Annotated in this window: 21 protein-coding genes; 7 read left to right on the forward strand and 14 right to left on the reverse strand. The window is 71.5% G+C overall.

Going from position 1 to position 19,308, the window contains the following annotated elements; all coding sequences use genetic code 11:
• Positions 1-84: 84 nt before the first annotated feature.
• From LX15_RS06365 to LX15_RS06375, 3 genes are all read right to left on the reverse strand, one after another.
• Entirely contained in the window at positions 85-627 is a 543-nt protein-coding gene (locus LX15_RS06365) for a cysteine hydrolase family protein (RefSeq protein ID WP_253668541.1), read from the reverse strand.
• A gap of 603 nt (positions 628-1,230) precedes the next feature.
• Positions 1,231-2,415 (reverse strand): FAD-dependent oxidoreductase, encoded by a 1,185-nt coding sequence (locus LX15_RS06370; RefSeq protein ID WP_253668542.1) that lies wholly within the window; start codon positions 2,413-2,415, stop codon positions 1,231-1,233.
• A gap of 144 nt (positions 2,416-2,559) precedes the next feature.
• Positions 2,560-2,934, reverse strand: coding sequence for a VOC family protein (locus tag LX15_RS06375; protein ID WP_253668543.1), 375 nt, complete (start codon positions 2,932-2,934; stop codon positions 2,560-2,562).
• Positions 2,935-3,023: 89 nt separating this feature from the next.
• On the opposite strand from LX15_RS06375, the gene LX15_RS06380 reads away from it, so the two are divergent.
• Together LX15_RS06380 and LX15_RS06385 are read left to right on the forward strand one after the other, a co-directional pair.
• On the forward strand, positions 3,024-4,004 hold the full coding sequence (locus LX15_RS06380) for a helix-turn-helix transcriptional regulator (protein WP_253668544.1): 981 nt from the start codon (positions 3,024-3,026) through the stop codon (positions 4,002-4,004).
• A 186-nt stretch (positions 4,005-4,190) separates the two neighbouring features.
• On the forward strand, positions 4,191-6,059 hold the full coding sequence (locus tag LX15_RS06385) for an alpha/beta hydrolase (protein WP_253668545.1): 1,869 nt from the start codon (positions 4,191-4,193) through the stop codon (positions 6,057-6,059).
• Between the two features lie 217 nt (positions 6,060-6,276).
• Here the strand turns inward: LX15_RS06385 and LX15_RS06390 are convergent, their stop codons facing one another.
• The 7 genes from LX15_RS06390 to LX15_RS06420 all read right to left on the reverse strand — a co-directional run bounded on the left by LX15_RS06390 (position 6,277) and on the right by LX15_RS06420 (position 10,132).
• Complete coding sequence (locus LX15_RS06390) at positions 6,277-6,969, reverse strand: PP2C family protein-serine/threonine phosphatase (RefSeq protein ID WP_253668546.1); 693 nt, start codon at positions 6,967-6,969, stop codon at positions 6,277-6,279.
• Positions 6,970-7,004: 35 nt separating this feature from the next.
• Entirely contained in the window at positions 7,005-7,373 is a 369-nt protein-coding gene (locus tag LX15_RS06395; RefSeq protein ID WP_253668547.1) for a hypothetical protein, read from the reverse strand.
• Complete coding sequence (locus tag LX15_RS06400; protein WP_253668548.1) at positions 7,370-7,522, reverse strand: hypothetical protein; 153 nt, start codon at positions 7,520-7,522, stop codon at positions 7,370-7,372. Before LX15_RS06400 ends, LX15_RS06395 begins: the two co-directional genes overlap by 4 nt.
• A gap of 229 nt (positions 7,523-7,751) precedes the next feature.
• Complete coding sequence (locus LX15_RS06405; protein WP_253668549.1) at positions 7,752-8,609, reverse strand: helix-turn-helix domain-containing protein; 858 nt, start codon at positions 8,607-8,609, stop codon at positions 7,752-7,754.
• A 19-nt stretch (positions 8,610-8,628) separates the two neighbouring features.
• Complete coding sequence (locus tag LX15_RS06410; RefSeq protein ID WP_372502417.1) at positions 8,629-9,147, reverse strand: DUF6879 family protein; 519 nt, start codon at positions 9,145-9,147, stop codon at positions 8,629-8,631.
• Positions 9,144-9,380 (reverse strand): hypothetical protein, encoded by a 237-nt coding sequence (locus tag LX15_RS06415; protein ID WP_253668551.1) that lies wholly within the window; start codon positions 9,378-9,380, stop codon positions 9,144-9,146. The genes LX15_RS06410 and LX15_RS06415 overlap by 4 nt, the downstream gene beginning before the upstream one ends.
• Positions 9,381-9,535: 155 nt before the next feature.
• On the reverse strand, positions 9,536-10,132 hold the full coding sequence (locus LX15_RS06420) for a TetR/AcrR family transcriptional regulator (RefSeq protein ID WP_253668552.1): 597 nt from the start codon (positions 10,130-10,132) through the stop codon (positions 9,536-9,538).
• A 158-nt stretch (positions 10,133-10,290) separates the two neighbouring features.
• Here LX15_RS06420 and LX15_RS06425 point away from each other — a divergent pair, with 158 nt between their 5' ends.
• Positions 10,291-11,199 carry an NmrA/HSCARG family protein gene (locus LX15_RS06425; protein WP_253668553.1) on the forward strand — a complete coding sequence of 303 codons (909 nt, stop codon included), beginning with the start codon at positions 10,291-10,293 and terminating at the stop codon, positions 11,197-11,199.
• A gap of 122 nt (positions 11,200-11,321) precedes the next feature.
• On the forward strand, positions 11,322-11,927 hold the full coding sequence (locus LX15_RS06430) for a ClpP family protease (protein ID WP_253668554.1): 606 nt from the start codon (positions 11,322-11,324) through the stop codon (positions 11,925-11,927).
• Between the two features lie 145 nt (positions 11,928-12,072).
• Here LX15_RS06430 and LX15_RS06435 read toward each other — a convergent pair whose 3' ends face one another.
• The 3 genes from LX15_RS06435 to LX15_RS06445 form a co-directional block, all read right to left on the reverse strand.
• Complete coding sequence (locus LX15_RS06435; protein WP_253668555.1) at positions 12,073-13,290, reverse strand: MFS transporter; 1,218 nt, start codon at positions 13,288-13,290, stop codon at positions 12,073-12,075.
• Positions 13,291-13,360: 70 nt separating this feature from the next.
• A complete protein-coding gene (locus LX15_RS06440; protein WP_253668556.1) occupies positions 13,361-14,326 on the reverse strand; it encodes a LysR family transcriptional regulator in 966 nt (321 codons plus the stop codon).
• A gap of 301 nt (positions 14,327-14,627) precedes the next feature.
• Entirely contained in the window at positions 14,628-15,581 is a 954-nt protein-coding gene (locus tag LX15_RS06445) for a GlxA family transcriptional regulator (RefSeq protein WP_253668557.1), read from the reverse strand.
• Between the two features lie 219 nt (positions 15,582-15,800).
• Between LX15_RS06445 and LX15_RS06450 the strand changes: the two genes are divergently transcribed.
• The 3 genes from LX15_RS06450 (at position 15,801) to LX15_RS06460 (ending at position 18,709) form a co-directional block, all read left to right on the forward strand.
• Positions 15,801-16,430, forward strand: coding sequence for a DJ-1/PfpI family protein (locus LX15_RS06450; protein WP_253668558.1), 630 nt, complete (start codon positions 15,801-15,803; stop codon positions 16,428-16,430).
• Positions 16,431-16,817: 387 nt separating this feature from the next.
• Positions 16,818-18,077 carry a sensor histidine kinase gene (locus LX15_RS06455; protein ID WP_253668559.1) on the forward strand — a complete coding sequence of 420 codons (1,260 nt, stop codon included), beginning with the start codon at positions 16,818-16,820 and terminating at the stop codon, positions 18,075-18,077.
• Complete coding sequence (locus LX15_RS06460; RefSeq protein WP_253668560.1) at positions 18,062-18,709, forward strand: response regulator transcription factor; 648 nt, start codon at positions 18,062-18,064, stop codon at positions 18,707-18,709. Before LX15_RS06455 ends, LX15_RS06460 begins: the two co-directional genes overlap by 16 nt.
• A 142-nt stretch (positions 18,710-18,851) precedes the next feature.
• On the opposite strand, the gene LX15_RS06465 is transcribed toward LX15_RS06460, so the two are convergent.
• Positions 18,852-19,271: a MerR family transcriptional regulator gene (locus LX15_RS06465; protein WP_253668561.1), complete on the reverse strand. Its 420-nt coding sequence runs from the start codon at positions 19,269-19,271 to the stop codon at positions 18,852-18,854.
• Positions 19,272-19,308 lie beyond the last annotated feature (37 nt).

The following is a 19,308-nucleotide window of genomic DNA, read 5'->3' on the forward strand; positions in this document are numbered from 1 at the left end:
GAAGCCGGAGCCCCACACAGCCCCCTTCGCCGACACCGTTCTGACCGGGGCCAGGTGTCGCGGATCGTGGACGAGTGGGGAGTTCTACGACCAGTCGGCGCAGGTGGTGACCTGGAATCCCCGGCGGGGGAAGACGGTGTCCATGAAGAAGTCGTGCACCGCCGGGTCGTCGTCGGCGCAGCCGTCCCGCAGCACCGTCACCTGGTAGCCACGGTCCGCCGCGTCGTAACACGTCGCGGCCACCATCGCGCTGGTCGCGACTCCGGCGATCACGACACTGTCGACGCCGCGGGCGCGGAGCACGAGGTCGAGATCGGTGCCGGCGAACGCGCTGGTGCGGCGCTTCAGCACGACGACGTCCTCGTCGGCGACCGGCAGATCGATCTCGGTGCCGGCCGACCCCTCGTGGAAGGCGTCCCCGGCGTCGTAGAACGACCGGAACAGCTCGTTGTTCGGCGGCAGGTCGGCCCCGTTGCCCCGGACGGCGAAGTGCACGAACACCACGAGCGCGCCGGCCGCGCGGGCACGGGGGAGCAGGTCGGTGACCGGCGGCACGACCTGCCTGGCGAACGGGTAGCCGGCCGTGACGCCCCGCTGGAGGTCGCCGATGATCAGTGCGGTGGTCAAGACAGGCTCCCGTCCCGCCGCTGCGCCCGGCGCCCTCGGTGGACGGGACAGCCGGGCCGGCGGCCTTGGTGATCGCGATGGTCAACTGTGTGGGTGACGCTACCCGTCGCGATCATCCCAGCGTGGTGGAGACACGACCGGAACATGTCGGGAGCCTGCCATTCGTGGCCCGCTGTTCGGGTGATCGGCTACTGACTGTCCACAGTCGCCGGTCTTGCCGGCGCATGCCGTCGATGCGTACAACCGCAAACGATCCGGGAAGCGGCCAGCGTGACGAAATCACTGGCAGCGGCGCGCTCGTGACCGCCTGACCAGGAGCGACCAGGGACGACGGTGATGCAGCGCCTGGTTTCGTGCCGATGTCGCTCGACCCCCAAACCTATCCCTTCTCCTCTGTCCTCCTGCCCTGTGTCGTGCTTCTGGACCACATCCCCTGCGACAGCAGCCTGTCGCCTCGGTCTGGAAAGGACCTGGGACAAATCTGGGATCGGGCCTTACCCCGCCCGAGCCAGGTGGGACGCGAACCGCTCAACTCCTTGGCACCCGCCTCGCCCGCCTCCACCCGGGGAACCTGCTGGTTGCGCCAGCGTGGTCGGAGTCGTCTCACCTCACCGCGAACCTGCCGGCCAACGCGAGCTGGGCGGCTTGGTGGGCGCTGGTGAAGGACACTTCGGCGAGCAGACCGGGGGCCGCGACCTGGTCGCCCACGAGGAACACGCCGTCGCCCCGGTCGATGGACGGCCGGTCCCGCCACGTCGTGCCGGGGTGGTCCACCGCTCCGGTGCGCCCGGTGGCCACGGCCGTGCGCGTCCAGGTCATGCGTTCGCGCCAGCCGGGGAAACCGAGGTCGAGCAGGTGCTCCGCCCTGGCCACCCCGTCGGCCTTCCCCTCGTGCGGCGCCAGGGGAATCTGGGCCTGCACGAGCTGCTCTCCCTGCGGCGCCAGCGAGGGGTCCTGCGCGGTGAACCGTTCGATCCACCCGGGACGGTCCAGATCCGAGATCACGAAGGCGTCCCCACGCCGCGCGGAGACGGCCAGGTCCAACAACAGGGTGCGCCCGCTGGGCCAGGCCAGCGTCTCGTCCCCGAGGAGGACACGCGCCGAGTCCAGTGAGGTGGCGACGACGACCGGCCGTGTCTCGGGCAGCGCGTCGATCCGCGAGCCGGTCTCGATCCGCACACCGAGGTCAACGGCGTACCGCGTCATGCGGTTGATCAGCGGCCCCCACCCGCCCTTCGGGTAGTGCGCCTCCGGTGGCAGCTTGCCCACGCGGCGCAGCCGTTCCCGCACGAACGCGGCCGACAGCGAGCCGGGGTCGTGATGGAACGTCGCGACACCCGTGTAGTTCGCCGCGATGCGCGCCGCGCGTTCGCCGACCGCTGCGCTCGCCCAGCTCAGGAAGTCCTGGTCCACCGGGGCGGTGCGCCGCCACGCCTGCCGGTACAGGGTCAGGGGCGGCAGGACCCGCAGCCGCCCCTGGTGGTGGAATCGGAACCGGAGGCCCTCCCGCAGCGGGATCGGGGCCAACGGTCCCAGCAGCTTGCGCCTCTTCAACCAGGCCCACTGCGGACCACCGTCATACAAGGCGTGCGGCCCCTCGTTGGTGCGGTACGGGCCATCCGCGGTCCGGCCTCGCCCACCCAGTTCGCGGTGCGCCTCGTGCAGGGTCACGTGCGCGCCGGCCTCCGCCGCCGTGATCGCGGCCACCAGGCCGCCGAATCCGCCGCCCACCACCGTGACGTGGTCCATCAACCTCTCCCGTTCGTCGTCCGCTCGCTGGTCCGACATGGACGTTCGTGTTCTCACGAGCAGGACGAGGACGGTGTTCGAGGTGTGACAGGAGTGGCGCGCCGCCATGGCGGGTCGGCTCGGCGTGCCCTTCACGGGCGTGTCCCTCGCCCCGCTCCGGGGCGAGGGACACCGCGCCCGGGCTCAGTCCTGGCTGGTCAGGCAGATGCAGAACGGGTGGCCGGCCGGGTCGAGCAGGACCCGCCAGCGGTCACCGCCGGGCTGGAAGTCCGGGACGGTCGCGCCGAGGTCGCGGCAGGCCTTCTCCGCCGCGTCCAGGTCGCTGACGGCCAGGTCGAGGTGGTAGCGCTTGGTGCCGGTGGTGTCGGGCCAGGCCGGTGGGGTGTGGTCCGGGACGCGGCCGAACCCGAGGGATGTCGTGCCGTCGCTGACCATCGCGTACTCCTCGGCGCTGTGCGTCACCGGCAGGCCGAGCACCTCGCTGTAGAAGGTCGCGAGTCGCCCCGGGTCCTGGCAGTCCAGGTTGACCATGATCAGGCTGGCCACGGTGGTGCCCATCAGGAAAGCTCCTTCGTTCGTCGGCTTCGCCATCACCGTGTCAGCCAATCCCGACATCTTGTGTCGGGTACGTCAGCGAGAATGCGGCGGTGCGCGCCTCCCGGATGCTCAGCCTGCTGACGCACCTCCAGGTCCGTGGCCAGCTCACCGCCCGTGAGCTGGCACAACGGCTGGAGGTCGACGAGCGCACCGTGCAGCGCGACGTCCAGGCCCTCGCCGCCGCCGGAGTGCCCGTGCGGTCGGTGCGCGGACCCGCCGGCGGGTACCGGCTGGAGGGCGGCTACCGCACCCGGCTGAACGGCGTGGGGCCGGACGAGGCCGCCGCGCTCGCCTTCCTCGGCATGCACGGTCCCGCGCAGGACCTCGGGTTGAGCAAGGTGCTGGACGCGGCCCGCACGAAGGTGTTGGCCTCCCTGACCGGCGAGGCCCGACAGCGCGCCCAGCGCAGCGCGGACCGGTTCCACCTCGACCCCGTCCGCTGGTACGGGCGGCCCGAGCCGACACCCCGCCTCGCCGACCTGGCCGACGCGGTCTGGCGGGACCGGCGGGCGCGGATCGGCTACGTGCGGCGCGGCGAACTCGCCGACCGGACCATCGACCCCCTCGGGCTCGCGCTCGCCTCCGGCGACTGGTACCTGGTGGCCCTCCGCGACGGCCAACGGCGCACATACCGGGTCTCCCGCGTCCGCACCGTGGAGGTTCTCGACGAGCCGGTGCGCCGTCCCGCCGACTTCGTGCTCGCCGAGGCGTGGGCGCGGTCGCGTCGCGAGATGGAGACCCAGCACGTCTGCGTCGAGGTCACCCTCCGCGTCGCCACGGCCGTCCTGCCCCGGCTGCGTCGTGTGGTCGCCGTCGAGGGGCAGGACCGGATCGACCTCACCGCGACCGGCGACGAGATCGAGCTGACCGTGCCGTTCGAGGGGGAGAGCTGGGCCTGCACCGCCCTGCTCGGCCTCGGCCCGGCCGTGGAGGTGTTGGCGCCGGCCAGCCTCCGCACACGCATGGCCGTCCAGTCCCGGGCCATCGCCGCCCGCTACGAGCCCCACGAGAACCCTGAGACCCACGGATGACTCCCGCGCCGCGACCTGCTGTGTGGCCCGGCTCGACTCCCTCCGATCCACCGATGTCACGTCCGAGGTCCACGTTGGTCGATCGTCGAGCCAACCCCGGTCAGTCCGTGGACGGTTCCCGAGGCTGACGCCGAGCCCGCCCCACCGCCCTTAGCGTCGCCGTGACCAACCAAAGGGAGGTTCACGGTGAGGAGATGGACAGCCCTCGCCGTGGCGACCGGGCTCGCGACGTTCGCGACGCCGGCAGCCGCGGCGTTACCCCAACACCAGCCGCCGCACCACTGCGCCACCGCGACGCAGCGCTGCGACGGCGCCATCCAGGTGCCCTTGAACTGGGCCGACCCGAACTCCGAGCGGATCTCGGTGAACTTCGTCTGGGTGCCGCGCGCCGACCGGTCCCGCCCGTCCGCCGGCGTCGTCGCCGGCCTGGGCGGGGGACCGGCGGGGACGGTGCGGTCCACGTCGTTGTTCGTCGCCACGCTCGGGCCGCTGTTGGAGCGGCACGACCTGCTCGTCGTCGAACGGAGGGGATTCGGCGAGGCAGCCCCGTGGCGGTGCCCGGAGATCGATCTGGTGCGGCAGGAGACGATCCGGGCCTGCGCCGACCGCGTCGGCCCCCGGGCTCAGTTCTTCACCACGGACCAACGGGTCGCCGACGTCGAAGCCGTGCGCGGGGCACTGGGCGTCCCGGCGTTGATGCTCTACGGGCTTTCCTACGGAACCCTTGACGTCCAGGCCTACCTGGCTCGTTACCCGCAGCGCGTCACAGCCGCGGTCATGGACAGCGTCGTGCGCGCCGACGCCAACGGGTACGTGACCGGGACCCTCTACTCGGACCACCTCAAGGAGGGGCTGGAGCAGCTCGACGTGCCATGCCGGGAGTCCCGGTCCTGCGGGAGCCTCCCCGGCGACGGCGCCAGCCGGTGGGCCGAGCTGGCGCGGCACCTGCGGAGGGAGCCGGACCCCCAGGTGCCGTTCTTCGCGCTGGACCAGCTCATGGCCAGGCTCGACGAACCGACGGCCGGCCGTGAGGCCAACGCCGCGGCCGCCGCCTACCTCGCCGGCGACAAAGCCCCGCTGCGCCGCCTGGCCCCGTTGATCGGGCCGGGCAGGGGAGCGGACATGAACGACATGTTTCGGACCAACAGCGCGTTTCTGGCGTATAGCTGCGCCGACAGCGCGTTTCCCTATGACCGGTCGGCCTCGCCCGAGGTGCGTCGGCAGCAGCTCGCCGAGTACCGGCGCACCCACCCCGAGCGTCCGTTCACCGCGGCGGAGGTGTTCGGCGCGGCCGGTTTCCTGGAGGACTGGTGCGTCAACTGGCCGACGCCACGGCCGTCGCCGCCCCTCCCGCCGGACGCCCGCTACCCGGATGTTCCCGTGTTCGCCATCGCCGGCGAACTCGACGGCGACACCGCCGCGAACACGACCGCCCTCGCGCGCGAGTTCCCCCGCGGCAGGTCTGTCGTGGTGCCATTCGGCGGCCACACGGGGTCCGTCGTCGGATACTGGTCCTACAGCGAGTGCCTGGCCGAGCAGGTGCGGTCGTTCTTCGTCGACCCAACCCGGCCTGGGGCGAAGTCATCCTGTTCCGCGAAGAACTACCGCGCGCTGGGGCGGTTCCCCTCCACTGTCGGAGAGCTGCCGCCCGTGCACGCCGCGGCGCTGGACGACGCGGAACGCGGGAGCGTCGCCGCGGCCTTCGCGACGGCGTCCGACGCGCTGTCCCGCCGCAACCCCAACTCGCATTTCACCACTGCCCTGAAGAACGAGTCCGGGCTCCGCGGTGGCACGGTGACCTTCGACGACCCGGCGCGACGGATCCGGCTCGACGGGGTCCGCTTCGTGGCGGACGTGGCGGTGTCGGGGGAGATCCAACTTCCTCGCGACGGGGGCGACGGTGAGGCGACAGCCGAGCTGACGGTCAGCGCCGACGGCGCGGCCGGCCATCGTCTCCGCATGTCCTGGCCGGCGTTCCACTCCCGACCCACCGTGTCCCTGCGCGGGACGTTCGGTGACAGGCCCTTCGTCGCTCGCACCACCACGGTTCCCTGACCGGACTTCCGCATACGGCCCCTCGTCTGGAGGCGCGCGCCCAGTCCGACCTGTCATCGAAACGGTGGGAGGTCCCGACGCCGTTAGCGTCGGGACCTCCCACGCGGGCGCTACTCGTCCTCGTTGTCTGCTGGCACCTTCGGAATCGTCGTTGTCGGCGACTCGTCGGCCGGCGGGTTGTCGTTGCCGTTGCCCATGGCTACCTCCTCTCATCGACCTACGGGTTGGGGTGCTTGGCGACCACGACGGTGATGTCGTCCTGGCTGCGCTCACGCGCGGCCTTCACGAGTTGTTCGGCGCAGGTGGTCAGGTCGGTCTGGTGCCGCGCCCAGATCGCGGCGATCTCGTCCTCGGACAGCCTCAGGCCGTCGGAGGCCAGGACCAGGTACGGCGCGCGGGTGGTGGTCGCGGGAATGCCCTCGTGCACGCAGTCGGAGAGATCGTTGTAGATCATGTGGTCGGCGCGTCGGGCCTCCTCCTCCGGCTCGCCCCTGTCCCGCAGCCACTGCCCCTGGGTGTGGGGTGTGGTCAGCCGCGTCACCTTGCCGGACTTCCCGATCCTGTACGCCGCGCTGTCGCCGGCCCAGGAGATCACCCAGCCGCGACCGTCCCATGCCTTGGCCACCACGATCGTGGCCGACCTGCGGTCCAGGCAGTAGTCCGGCTCGCCGCACAGCCTCGACGCCTCGACGATGCCCTCCAACGGCGTCCGCGCGGCAGCGGTGAGGGCGGCGGTCGTGGCGGCCTGTTGGGCCAGCTCGGCGATCTCGGGTGTCGAGCCGGTGCCGTCGGTGACCACGACGGCGAGATGTTTCTCGTGTGTCTGGTAGGCGTACGCGTCGGCGTTGAGGGGTCGGTTCGGGCCCTTCTCGCTCGCGCAGCCAACGGCGGGGGACGGATTGTCGGTCATGTGAACTCTTTCTCCCGGGCTCGGAACTCGGGTGGTCACAGGGCTACCGGGGTGATCGTCGACCGCAGCACCGGGGCGGACGCCACCACCAGGCGTGGGGCCAGCCGGTCCCCGGGCGGGGGCAGGGTGAGCAGGGCGGTCACGATCTCGCCGAGCCCCCCGGCGCATTCCCAGACGATGCCGGGCGGTTCCTCGTCGGTCATGCGCAGTCCGATCACGTCCCTGGGTGAGCGGACACCAATCGCGTCCCGCCAGCCACCGGGCCACTGCCGGAACCCGTCCACCTCGACAGGGCGACCGTCGCGGACCAGTGGTGGCAGGAACCGCCACCCCCCGTCGCGCAGGGTGATCAGGTGGGCGAGTTCGGGAAAGGCGTCGACGGCGGCCTGATCAGTGGCGTTCACCGCCACCTCCGGTTCCTGACGAACCGGGGCGAGAGGTGTCGCGTCACCTCGGGCAGCGGCGAGGTCGGTGGTCGCGCGCCGTCCCGTTGGGCACACGTGTGCTTCTCCCCGGAGACCTCGGACTCGTGGGGTGGCCGCACCCTGTTCATGCACCGGCTCCTGTCCGTCGAGGACCTCATGGATGTCCCCTGTGGATGATTTGTGGTCTGAGAGACGCCGTCCTTCGCCCTGGGGACGGGGCCGACCCGCGGGCCGGGCGTCAGCCCGAAGGGGATGGACGGTTTTCTTCGATGGAGAGTAGGAAGAAACCGGGAGCCTGAGAACGAAGTTTCTCGCTCTTTCTCGAATGTCCCTCTCCTGGGTGCGTCACCCCCGAAACTACTCGCCACCCTCGATCACGCCGGGGACGTGCGCCGCAAGATCGTCCACCACGCGAGTGACGATCGCCCTGGCCGACCGGCCGTAGCTGGCGATCGAGGCGAGCTGCTCGAAGAGCCGCCCGTACAGCCTGGTCTCCTGCGGTTGTGCGAGGTTCAGCTCGGCCGAGAAGGTCTCCACCATCACGCGGTCGTCGTCGAGCAGCCAGAAACCGTGGGCGGGCGCCACCGGGTAGGCCGCCTCGAAACCAATCACGCCGAGCCTCACGTTGGGCAGCGCTGACAGCGAGACCAGGCGGTCGAGCTGCCCCAGCATCACCTCGGGCGGGCACAGCCGGTACCGGAGGGCTGCTTCGGTCAGGACGAAGTGGAACCGCTTGTCCCGCCGGTAAAGGATCTCCTGGCGCCTCATCCGCGCGGCCACCGCTTCGTGGACGTCATCGCGCACGTCGAACACGGCGACGCTCTGGGCGAATCGGTACTGGGCGTACTCGGCCGTCTGAAGCAGGCCGGGGATGAACGTGGACTCGAAGGCGCGGAAGAACCGAGTCCTGGCATCGAGCCCGGCGATCTCCTGCTGGTGGGCTTTCAGGCCCGACCTGAGCTGCCGCTGCCATTCGGCGTGTTGGACCTCAAGAGTGTGCAGGGAAGCGAGCAGAGCCTCCGTCTCGGCCTCGCTGCCGGTTACCCGCGTCCACTCGCGAATGTCGTGATCGGTGGGGGTCTGTCGGCCGTTCTCCAGCTTGGACACCTTGGAAGGCGGCCAAGACAAGGACTCCGCGAGCTGCCGGCCACTCATGTCGGCCCGTCGCCGCAGCTCGCGCAGCCGCTTTCCCAGCGCCACGCGTGCTTCGTGCACGCTGGTGACGTTGGTCGTTCTATTCGATGGCAAAGTCGTCCCGTCGCGCCGATCGATGCCAGGCCACGTCTCGCCAGTAGTTGTGCTGCACGATCAGCGCCGGATCGTCGATCACCTCGCCGCCGAGGAAGTTCTCGTCGTCATCGAAGTGCATCCGCACCAGCTTCCGCGAGTCGAACAACCAGTAGTCGTGGTCGGGCAGCCCCACGGCGTCATGACGGGCCAGGTAGCGGATGTCCTCGCCCGCGGCGTTGGTGTATTGGGAGCAGAAGACGCCGAAACGGCTGTAGTCGGTCAACGGCACCGTGACGACCCGTACACGCGAGAAGCGCTTTCCCTCGGCGGTGGCTTCCCTGATCATGGTCAGCCAGTTCTGGAACCAGCCCATGTCGACCGGCTCGCCCGCGACGAACTGACGCAGGGCTTCCGCCTCGTTGGCGGACCTGTACTCGTCGCGCGTCTCCAGGCGGAAGGCGGTGTGCTCGAAGGCGCGGAAGAGCCTGCCGAACTCCGGGCCGGGTGGGATGAGCTGAGTCAGCGCCGTCCCTCCTCGTGCAGGTACCGCCGCGCGTACATCTTGAGCACGTCTTCGGGGATCTCGACCAGGGTCTCGTGCTCGGGCACCGGGCCGATGTCCGCGAGTGCCTGGGGGTCGGTCACCTTCCACCCCTGGGCGATGTAGGTGATCCGGTCGGTGCGGTCGGTGGCGAACAGGGTGGGCGACTGTCCCTCCTGGGACTCCGGGTCTTTGCCGAGCAACTGTGCGCGCATTGCCCACCTCCGTTGCTCGAAACGTGGCGAATCCTTCGACATGCTGGTGGAGGGTGGCGGAGCGGTCAATGCCCTCGGCTCGCGTATGGATGGCGAGGGCGAACAACCACCCGTCCATCGCAACTGTCCTGTCGCCGCGGGCGTGTTTCTCTCGGCTACCGGGGTGAGCTGGGGGCGGGGGAGCCGTGGCGGAGGCCGTCCATCACGATGCCGAGCAGATGCTCGGCCTGTCGCGGTCCGTCCGGTTCGTGTTCGGTGGCGAAGGCGACGGCGTTGACCAGCCTCAGCACCTGGACCACCGTGACGTCGGAGCGGACGGCCCCGGCGCGCTGGGCGCGTTCCAGCAGCGCCCCGGCGGCGTCCACGACCAGTTCCCGGCACACGGACTCGGCGTTCTGGCCGTGCAGGGCGGCGGTCAGGGTCGCGGTCAACCCACGGGAACTGCTGCCGTGCCCGGCCAACTCCCGCAGCCAGACCTCCAGCGCCTCCGCCGGGGACGGGTCCTCCAGCAGCGCCCGCGCCCGCACGTGCAGCGCCTCGATCAGGTCCTGGTGCACGGCTTCCAGGAGTGCCTGACGGGTCGGGAACCGGCGGTAGAGGGTGGCGTTCCCGACGCCGGCGCGCCGGGCCACCTCGTCGAGCGGCGCGTCCACGCCCTGTTCGCGGAAGACCTCCCGCGCCGCCGCGAGCAGCAGCTCGACGTTGCGGCGGGCGTCCGCGCGAAGCGGCCTCCGCGGTGGTGACGTGCTCATCGGCCACCCTCTCTTGCTAAGTGGGGAGTCTGTCCATATATTACCCCCATCCCCAAGTGGGGAGTCTTTCCACTTACCGGAGGGGTGCGGTGATCCCGCGTTCCGCCGCGCCCACCAACCCGTCGACGCAGGACACCCGTCCCAGCAAGGAGAACCGCATGACCAGGACCGTGCTCGTGATCGGGGCGACCGGGCTCCAGGGCGGCGCCACCGCGCGCCACCTGCTCGCCGCCGGATGGCACGTGCGAGCCCTCGTCCGCGACCCCGCAACCCCGGCCGCCCGGGCGCTCGCCCACGCCGGCGCGGAACTCGCCGTCGGCGACATGGGTGACCGCCCCTCCCTGGACCGGGCGATGCGGGGCGCGCACGGCGTCTTCAGCGTCCAGCCCACCGAGGGCTACCCGGGCACGCCGCCCGACTTCACCACCGACGACGAGATCCGCCTCGGGCTCAACGTGGCCGACGCCGCCAGGGACGCCGACGTGCGACACCTCGTCTACGCCTCGGTCGGCGGTGTCGACCGTTTCCCCGGAATCCGCCGCTGGGAGAGCAAGTGGCGCATCGAGCGGCACATCAGCGCCCTCGCCCTGCCCGCCACGATCCTGCGGCCCGTCCGGTTCATGGAGAACCTGTCGGACCCGCGCCTGGGCGTGCGCGGCGACGTGCTGACCGACGTGTACCGGCCGGAGACCCCCGTCCAGCTCGTCGCCGCCCACGACATCGGCGCGTTCGCCGCGCTCGCCTTCGCCGACCCGGACCACTACGTCGGCCGTGCCCTCGAACTGGCCGGCGACGAGCTGACGATGCCCGCGATCGCCGCCACGATCAGCCGTGCGACAGGTCGGGACATCACCTACCGCCCGATTCCGCGCGAGTCCCTCGTCGGAGGCGACCCCGACGGCCTGGCCGGCTACGACTTCGGCAACGACGCCGGCGGCTGGCGCGCCGACATCCCCATGCTCCGGCGGCTGCGTCCGGATCTGATGGACCTCGCCGCCTGGCTGGAGGCCGAGGGGAAGGCCAGGTTCGACGCCCTGATCCCCTCGGAGACCGACGCCGGTCGGTGAGGCGATGGCGGCGCGATCGCCGACAGCGAAAGCGCGCATGCCGTGAGCGAACGGGGCCGGGAACACCGGAAGTCGCCTCCTACCGTCGGTTCCACCAACGCAACCGATCAAGGCAGGAACTCATGACTCTCCACCTGGCGCCTGAGATGCGCGCGGCCGGCACCGGCCTGACGCTCACCGACTCGGTCTACGAGCAACTGCTGCGCGACCGCATCGTCTTCCTCGGTTCGGAGGTCACCGACGAGGTGGCCAACCGGATCGTCGCGCAGCTCTTGCTGCTGGCCGCCGACGACCCGAACAAGGACATCACCTTCTACATCAACTCGCCGGGCGGCTCGGTCACCGCCGGCATGGCCATCTACGACACGATGCGGCTCATCCAGCCGGACGTGTCGACATGGGGACTCGGGTTCGTCGCCTCCATGGGGCAGTTCCTGCTGACCTCCGGCACGCCGGGCAAGCGCCACCTGCTGCCCAACACCAGGATCGTGATGCACCAGCCCTCGGCGGGCATCGGGGGAGTGGCCACCGACGTGGCCATCCAGGCCGAGGTGTTCGCCAGCATGAAGCGGCGGATCGCCGAGATCACCGCGCGGCAGACCGGCCAGACCGTGGAGCGGATCACCGCCGACGCCGACCGCGACCGGTGGTTCGACGCCGAGGAGGCCCTGGCCTACGGCTTCGTCGACCACATCGTCTCGGTCGACGAGGACCGCGTCTCGGCCTGAGACGGGGCGTTGGTCGGCGTGGGTGACACCCACGCCGACCAACGCCCGCCGGCCTCACGGCTCCGGGGTAGATCCCGCTCTTCCTTGCCCCGCAACGGTTTCCGAGACGTTTCCGCGTCGACCTGTCGACCTACCTCGTGTCGACCTACCTCGTGCGGCCGCGCGGTTGTGCCACCGCGAGCACCAGACCGACCGCGCCCAGCGCGCCGGCGATCCACAGTGGAGCGGTGTAGCCGCCACCGAGGGACAGCGCCCACCCGGCCAGGAGCGGACCGCCGCCGTTGCCGATGTTGAAGGCGGAGATGTTGGCCGCCGAGGCCAGGTTGTCGGCGCCGGCGGCGGAGGCCACCACCCGCGCCTGCATCGGCGGGATCACGGCCGCGCCGATCGCGCCGAACAGCAGGAACCCGACGATCGCGGCCGGCTTGCTGTGCACGGCGAGCACCAGCAGCACCGACACGAGCGCGAGCCCACCGACCGCCCCGTACAGGGTCGGGACCAGCGCCCGGTCGGCGAGCCGGCCGGCCAGGGGAGTGCCCAGGAGCATGCCGACGCCGATCAGCACCAGCACGAGCGGCACCGTCCGGTCGTCGAACCCGCCGACCTCGGTGAGCAGGGGCGAGATGTAGGTGAGGACGGTCAGGAACGGCGCCCAGCCGAAGGCGGTCGCGGCCAGGCTCAACCACAGCGAGCCGCGACGGAACACCGCCAGCTCGCCCCGCGGGTTCGCCCCCTCCGGGCGCGGGACGAACGGGACCAGCGCCGCGAGCGCCGCGAACAGCACGACCCCGATCACCGTCACGCCCCAGAACGTCGACCGCCAGCCGAACGCCTGGCCCACGGCGGTGCCGCCCGGAACGCCGAGCACGTTGGCCAGGCTCAGGCCCATGAAGACCGTCGCGATGGCGCTGGCCCTGCGTTCGGGGGCGACGATGCCCGCCGCGATCACGGAGGCGATCGCGACGTAGGCGCCCCCGGCCAGGGCCGACAGCACCCGCCCGACCAGCAGCGTCGCGTACCCGGGGGCCACCGCGCTGATCAGGCTGGCCACGATGAACAGCGCCACCAGCCACAGCAGCAGCCGCTTGCGCGGCATGCGGGTGCCCAGGACGGTCAGCAGCGGGGCTCCGACGACGATGCCCAGGGCGAAAGCCGACACCAGCAGCCCGGCGGTGGGCAGGGAGACGCCGAGGTCGGCGGCCACCTCGGGCAGCAGGCCGGCGACGACGACCTCCGTCGTGCCGACGGCGAAGGCGCCCAGGGCGAGGGCGAGCAGGGCGGCGACATCGGATCCGCGCCGTCGGGCGGGCTTGGGGCCGAGGGGTTCTTCCGTGGGAGTGGGTGGAGCCGAGACGTCGTGCATCACATGATCAGGCTCGTGCCCGGCCGCCTCCTGGTCAGCCGCGAACCACGCAACGATCGGTAAGCCTGGCTTACCGATCCGTCGGGCCGGTCAGCGCCTCCGAGACTCCGGCGACTGCGGCGACTGCGGTGGCCTCGGGAGCGTCGGGGACGTCGGCCGCCTCGACCGCCGTGGCGATGAAGGCCCGGACCCGCGCGGTCGCGCCGCTGGGCCGCCAGACCAGCCCGTACTCGATCGGCGCGGCGTCGTGGAACGGCACGTAGACGACGCCGCGCGGCGTGTAGTAGCGCGCGACGTCGGCGCCCACGGCCGAGATGCCGTGCCCCGCGCCGATCAGGGCGAGCGTCTCCTGCACGGTGCCCGCCGTGCGACCCCGCCGGACGGGCCGGCCACTGGGCGTGTGCGAGGGAGCCATGTGCTCCTGCCAGTAGTCGGGCACGTTCGCGTGGCAGGCGAACACCTGGTCGTGGGCGAGGTCCTCCACCGACACCGTCTCCCGCCGCGCCAGCGGGTGGTTGGCGGGCACGGCCAGCATCCGGGGAACCCGCAGCACGACGGGGCCGCGCACGAGGTCGGGCTCCCGCACCGGGAACTGGGTGACCAGCAGGTCCACCTGCCCGGAGCGCAGCGGCCCGAACATGTCCCTGACCTGGGTCTCGTGGATCTGAACCTCGGTTCCGGGGTGCCGGCGGGCGAAGGTGCGCATCACGTCCGTCACGAACTCTCCGGCCGCGCCGCCCAGGTAGCCGACCGGCAGCACGCCCTCGACGCCCCTCGCCTCGGACCGCGCGCGGGACACACCCCGCTCGATCCGCCGGTACCCCGGCTCCACGTCGTCGTAGAGCTGTTGCCCCAGGGGCGTCAGGCGCACCCGTCGACTCGTCCGCTCGAACAGGGGCGCGCCGATGCGTCGTTCCAGCCGTTGGATCGTCTGGCTCACCCTGGCCCGCGAGACCCGCAGCCGCTCCGCCGTCCGCCCGAAGTGCAACTCCTCGGCGAGCACCAGGAAGCTCTCGATCTCCAGCCGCTCCAGCACCGGACGACGCTACCTCGGGCCCCGCACCCCACCACCCCACCTGCGGAGATCCCTCTGAGCGGTGTTGGTCACGCCCCCCGCCACAGACGACTCGCGATGAGTGACAGCAGCGACCAACCCCGCCGCAGGCACCGCCGATCATCGCCCACGAGCTGGCAGAGCGCTCGGCTGCTTCTCGCTCGCGCGCTCCTGGACGTCCCCGGGTTCGACGGCGGCGGTGAACAGTGCCAGCAGATCACCAAGCGGATGACAGCAACCGCGTTCGCCTGGCTCGATCTCGACGTCCGGCGGGTTCGTGGAGTCAGTTCGTGCTGGCGGACTGGAAGGCGGTGCGGTAGGCGTGCGGGCTGGTGCCGACGACGCGGCGGAACCGGTCGCGGAAGGCGGTGGGGGAGCCGAAACCGACCTGGGACGCGATCCGGTCGACGGGATGGGTGGTGGTTTCGAGCAGGTACTGCGCCCGGCGGATGCGGGCGCGGTGGAGCCACTGCATGGGGCTGGCGCCGGTCTGCTCGCGGAACCGCCGGTTGAGGGTCCGGGTGCTCATGCCCGCGCGCCGCGCGATGTCGTCCAACGTGAGGTCTTGGTCGACGTTGTCCTCCAGCCACTCCAGCAGGGGCTCCAGCTCCGCTCCCCGGGGGACCGGCGGGAGGTCGTGCACGATGAACTGGGCCTGCCCGCCCTCCCGTTCCAGGGGCATCACCGACAGGCGCGCGGCGTCGGCGGCCACGGCCGAGCCGAAGTCCCTCCGGATCAGGTGCAGGCACAGGTCGAGCCCGGCGGCGGCGCCGGCCGAGGTGAGGAACTGGCCGTTGTCCACGTAGAGGACGTCCGGGTCCACGTCGACGTCCGGGTGGCGCTCGGCGAGGAGGGGAGCGGCCAGCCAGTGGGTCGTGGCGCGGCGCCCGTCGAGCAGCCCGGTCGCCGCGAGGACGAACGCCCCGGAACAGATCGAGGCGATGCGGGTTCCGCGCGCGGCGGCGTGGCGCAGCGCGGCGAGCACCTCCTCGGGCACGGGGGCGGTCGGGTCGACGCAGCCGGGCAGGATGACCGTGTCCGCCTCGGCCAGCGCGTCCAGCCCGAACGGGGCCCTGAGCGTGAACACACCGGCGTCGACCTCGGGCGTGGCGGCGCAGATCCGCACCCGGTAGGGGATGCGGCCGTCGGGCAGGCGGGTGCGGGTGAACACCTCGATCGGGGTGGACAGGTCGAACGCGATGACCCCGTCCAACGCCAGGACGGCCACGGTGTGCATGGCCACACCCTAGATGGACGCCGGGTTCTGGCCAACGTCCTCACCAGGCTATCCAGCGTGCGGTCAACGTGTTCGCCCAGCTCGGGGGAACGGTTGTTCCATGGCGTGAATCCGGTGGAACGAGGCAATCTTGCCTGTTCTTGCGGCTGCTGGCGAGGGTTAGCGTCGGCGGTGACGCTGCCCTGAGCAGCTCCGCCGCAGGGAGAGGACCGATTCCGGATGCTGGCCCAGTTCGTGTTGTTCGACGGTTTCGACCCGCTGGACGTCGTGGCGCCCTACGAGGTGGTGGCCGCGGCGGGTGTGAGCGTCGAGCTGGTCTCGGCCGAGGGACCACGCGAGGTCCCCAGCGGGGTCGGCGCGTTCGCGCTGCGCGCCGCTGCCCGGCTCGACCCGCGACGCGCTGACCTCGTGGTCGTGCCGGGAGCATCGGGCAGCGCCACCGGCGGGGTGGACAGCATCCCGGCGGTGCTCGGCAAGGCACTGGAGACCGGCCTCCCGGCGTTGTTGCGGCAGGCGTACGAGCGGCCGGGGGTGACGGTGGCCACGGTGTGCGGCGGGTCGATGCTGTTGGCGATGGCCGGGCTCATCGCCGGACGCCACGCGACCACCCACTACCTGGGCATGGAGCGCCTGAAGGAGGCCGGCGTCCACGCCGTGGAGGCCCGCGTGGTCGACGACGGGGACCTGGTCAGCGGTGGCGGCGTCACCTCCGGCCTGGACGTGGCCCTGTACCTGTTGGAGCGGGAACTGGGGCCGCGGATCGCGCACGCGGTGGAGAGGGTGTTGGTCCACGAACGGCGGGGCACGGTGTGGCGCGCCTGTGGCCCGGCTCCCGCCCTCGCCGGCTGACCCGGTGGCGAGCACGTCCACACTGGACAGCTCGCCTCACCGGACCGCGAAGATCGCCCGCCCCGCGGCGGCGGGCATCCCGAGCACGGCGAAAGCCCTGGTCACCGAGGTGGACATGGCGCCGGCGACAACCCGGCCACCACCGCGTCCACCACCGGCGACACACCGCGGCTGACCCGGTGGTGATGTCGGAGCACTCGGGTGGTGCGATGTCGGTCTGGACGTACGGGAGGGTGGGGCTGGACCTACTTCCGGCCTGATCCGGCGGGAATCGGGCTCCGGACGGTGCACAGTGGAGACACGAGTCGCACTGACCGGATCGGCGCACCGCGGAGACCGCGAGTGCCGCGGTCACCAGCCGTGAAGTAGGAAGTAGGAGGAAGGACCATGCGACAGGTGCTGTCGTGGGTGAGGCGTGCCTGCGTGGGGTTCGTGCGGGCCTGCGCCGTGGCGGCCGTCGCCCTGCTGGTCCCGGCGGTGTGGGCCGCCGCCGTCGCGCTGTGGATCTGGTGGTGGGACGCGCACCTGTGGTCGGGAATCGGGCCGTTGATCTGGGCGTGTGTCGGCACCCTCGCCCTGGCCCGCCCGGTCTGCCGGATGTTCCGCGCGCTCGTGGCCAGATGGACCGGCACGGTCATTCCCGCCGGATACCGGCAGCCCGGGCCGGTGGTGCGCATGTCCACCGGGTACTGGTGGAACGGCTACTCCTACGAGCGCACCAGACGGGACGCGCTCATGGACCAGAAGTTGCGGATGTGGTGGCGCGATCCCGCCGTGTGGCGGGACCTGCGGTTCACCGCGATCGCGCCGCTCACCGCGGGGGTGGTCGCGTCCGTCCCGCCGGCCGGGGTCGTGGCGGCCGTCCTCGGGTTCAGCCAGCCGGGGCTGCCGGCGCGCCTCGTGGGGGCGCTCGGCCTGGTCGTGGCCGTCGCCGGCGCCCCGTACGCCTGGCGGATCGCCGAGCCGGTGGCCGTCCGCTTCCTGCGCCCGTCGTCCACGATGGCGCTGGCGGACCGGGTGGACGAGCTGACGGCCCAACGCGCGGACACCACGGTCGCTCAGGCCGCCGAGATCCGCCGGATCGAACGGGACCTCCACGACGGCGCGCAGGCCCGTCTGGTCGCGCTCGGGCTGTCCCTGGCCACCGCCGAGAAGCTGATGGAGACCGACCCCGACCAGGCCAGGGCGTTGATGCGGCAGGCGAGGGACGGCGCCGCCACGTCACTGGCCGAGCTGCGCGAACTGGTCAGGGGGATCACCCCGCCGGTGCTCAACGAGCGCGGTCTGGTCGACGCCGTGCGCGCCCTCGCCCTGGACAGCCCGCTCGACGTGACCGTCGACGACGGCGTCCAGCTCCGCCTGGACCCGCCGATCGAGTCCGCCGTGTACTTCGGAGTCGCCGAACTGCTGACCAACGCGGCCAAGCACGCCCACGCCAGCACGGTGCGGATCTCCCTCGCCCGGGACGACACCGGCCTCGTCGTGGACGTCGAGGACGACGGCCGAGGCGGAGCTGACGTGCGGGCCGGCGGGGGACTGGACGGGCTCCGCCGACGCCTCGCGGTCTTCGACGGCACCGTGGAGATCACCAGTCCGTCTGGCGGCCCGACCCATGTGAGGATGATGGTGCCATGCGCGTCGTCGTAGCCGAAGACCTCTACCTCCTGCGCGACGGGATGGTCCGCCTCATCGAGGCGTTCGGGCACGAGGTGGTGGGCACCGCGGCCACCGGCCCCGAGACGCTCGACGCGCTGCTGACGCTGCGGCCGGACGTGTCCGTCGTCGACGTCCGCATGCCGCCGACCCAGTCGGACGAGGGCCTGCGCGCGGCGTTGGCCGCCCGCCGCGAGGTGCGCGGCCTGCCGGTGTTGGTCCTGTCCCAGCACGTCGAACAGCTCTACGCCCGCGAGCTTCTGGCCGACGGCGCCGGTGGCATCGGCTACTTCCTCAAGGAGAGCGTGTTCGACGCCGACCAGTTCGTCGACGCCCTGGAACGCGTCGCCGGCGGCGGCACGGCCATGGACCCCGCCGTCATCGCCAAGCTGCTGTCCAGCGGATCCTCGAACCGGGGGCTGGAACGGCTCACCGAACGCGAGCACTCGGTGCTCAGCCTCATGGCCGAGGGACTGTCCAACCAGGCCATCGCCCAGCGGCTGTTCCTCAGCGAGAGCGCGATCAGCAAGTACACCACCTCCCTGTTCGGCAAGCTCGGCATCACCGACGACGACAACACCAACCGTCGCGTCCTGGCCGTCCTCGCCTACCTGAACAAGACCTGAGCACCCACCACAGTGGACAGTTGAGTGTCCGTTTGAGTGTCCGTTCAGGACCCTGGTGGCAGGGTCGCCGCTGAGGCCCGGCCCCCGATGTGGCCGCCGCATAGCGTCATGTGACGAATCGCGGCCGGTCGGGTCGAAGGGCTCAGGACGACGGGGTGGGAGCCCAGAGGCCGGCCGCGGTTCCCTCCCGCACGTGCCTCTCGTAGGTCACGACCTTGCCGCGGATGACCTTCAGGCACGCGGTCAGCTCGGCGATCCTGGCGCGCACGGACTCCTCGCGTTCCCGCAGCAGCGCGAGGCGGTCCTCCTCGTTGCCGGGCCCCGACCGGACGATCCGGGCGAACTCCCTGATCCGGGCGATGGGCGTCCCCAAGGCGCGCAACCGGTCGCACAGCGTGAGCCACTCCACGCCGGCGGGCTCATAGACGCGGTAACCGCCGCTGGAGCGGGGGATCGGCCGCAGGAACAGCTCCTCGCGCTCGAAGAACCGCAGCGCGTGCACGCTCATCCCGGTCGCCTCGGCGACCTCGCCGATGGACAGCCCGCCCGCGCCGTCGCCCATGGTCGCCCCCCCCGGGTTTGACCTAGATCGCACTCTG

It is taken from the genome of Streptoalloteichus tenebrarius (assembly GCF_024171885.1).
Classification (GTDB): Bacteria; Actinomycetota; Actinomycetes; order Mycobacteriales; family Pseudonocardiaceae; genus Streptoalloteichus; species Streptoalloteichus tenebrarius.

Excerpts from the sequence above, each read along its gene's own strand:
- LX15_RS06370 (WP_253668542.1), bottom strand. The coding sequence starts at position 2,415 with ATGTCGGACCAGCGAGCGGACGACGAACGGGAGAGGTTGATGGACCAC.
- LX15_RS06375 (WP_253668543.1), bottom strand. The coding sequence starts at position 2,934 with ATGGGCACCACCGTGGCCAGCCTGATCATGGTCAACCTGGACTGCCAG.
- LX15_RS06390 (WP_253668546.1), bottom strand. The coding sequence starts at position 6,969 with ATGACCGACAATCCGTCCCCCGCCGTTGGCTGCGCGAGCGAGAAGGGC.
- LX15_RS06400 (WP_253668548.1), bottom strand. The coding sequence starts at position 7,522 with ATGAACAGGGTGCGGCCACCCCACGAGTCCGAGGTCTCCGGGGAGAAG.
- LX15_RS06415 (WP_253668551.1), bottom strand. The coding sequence starts at position 9,380 with ATGCGCGCACAGTTGCTCGGCAAAGACCCGGAGTCCCAGGAGGGACAG.
- LX15_RS06420 (WP_253668552.1), bottom strand. The coding sequence starts at position 10,132 with ATGAGCACGTCACCACCGCGGAGGCCGCTTCGCGCGGACGCCCGCCGC.
- LX15_RS06425 (WP_253668553.1), top strand. The coding sequence starts at position 10,291 with ATGACCAGGACCGTGCTCGTGATCGGGGCGACCGGGCTCCAGGGCGGC.
- LX15_RS06430 (WP_253668554.1), top strand. The coding sequence starts at position 11,322 with ATGACTCTCCACCTGGCGCCTGAGATGCGCGCGGCCGGCACCGGCCTG.
- LX15_RS06435 (WP_253668555.1), bottom strand. The coding sequence starts at position 13,290 with ATGCACGACGTCTCGGCTCCACCCACTCCCACGGAAGAACCCCTCGGC.
- LX15_RS06445 (WP_253668557.1), bottom strand. The coding sequence starts at position 15,581 with ATGCACACCGTGGCCGTCCTGGCGTTGGACGGGGTCATCGCGTTCGAC.
- LX15_RS06450 (WP_253668558.1), top strand. The coding sequence starts at position 15,801 with ATGCTGGCCCAGTTCGTGTTGTTCGACGGTTTCGACCCGCTGGACGTC.
- LX15_RS06455 (WP_253668559.1), top strand. The coding sequence starts at position 16,818 with ATGCGACAGGTGCTGTCGTGGGTGAGGCGTGCCTGCGTGGGGTTCGTG.
- LX15_RS06460 (WP_253668560.1), top strand. The coding sequence starts at position 18,062 with ATGCGCGTCGTCGTAGCCGAAGACCTCTACCTCCTGCGCGACGGGATG.
- LX15_RS06465 (WP_253668561.1), bottom strand. The coding sequence starts at position 19,271 with ATGGGCGACGGCGCGGGCGGGCTGTCCATCGGCGAGGTCGCCGAGGCG.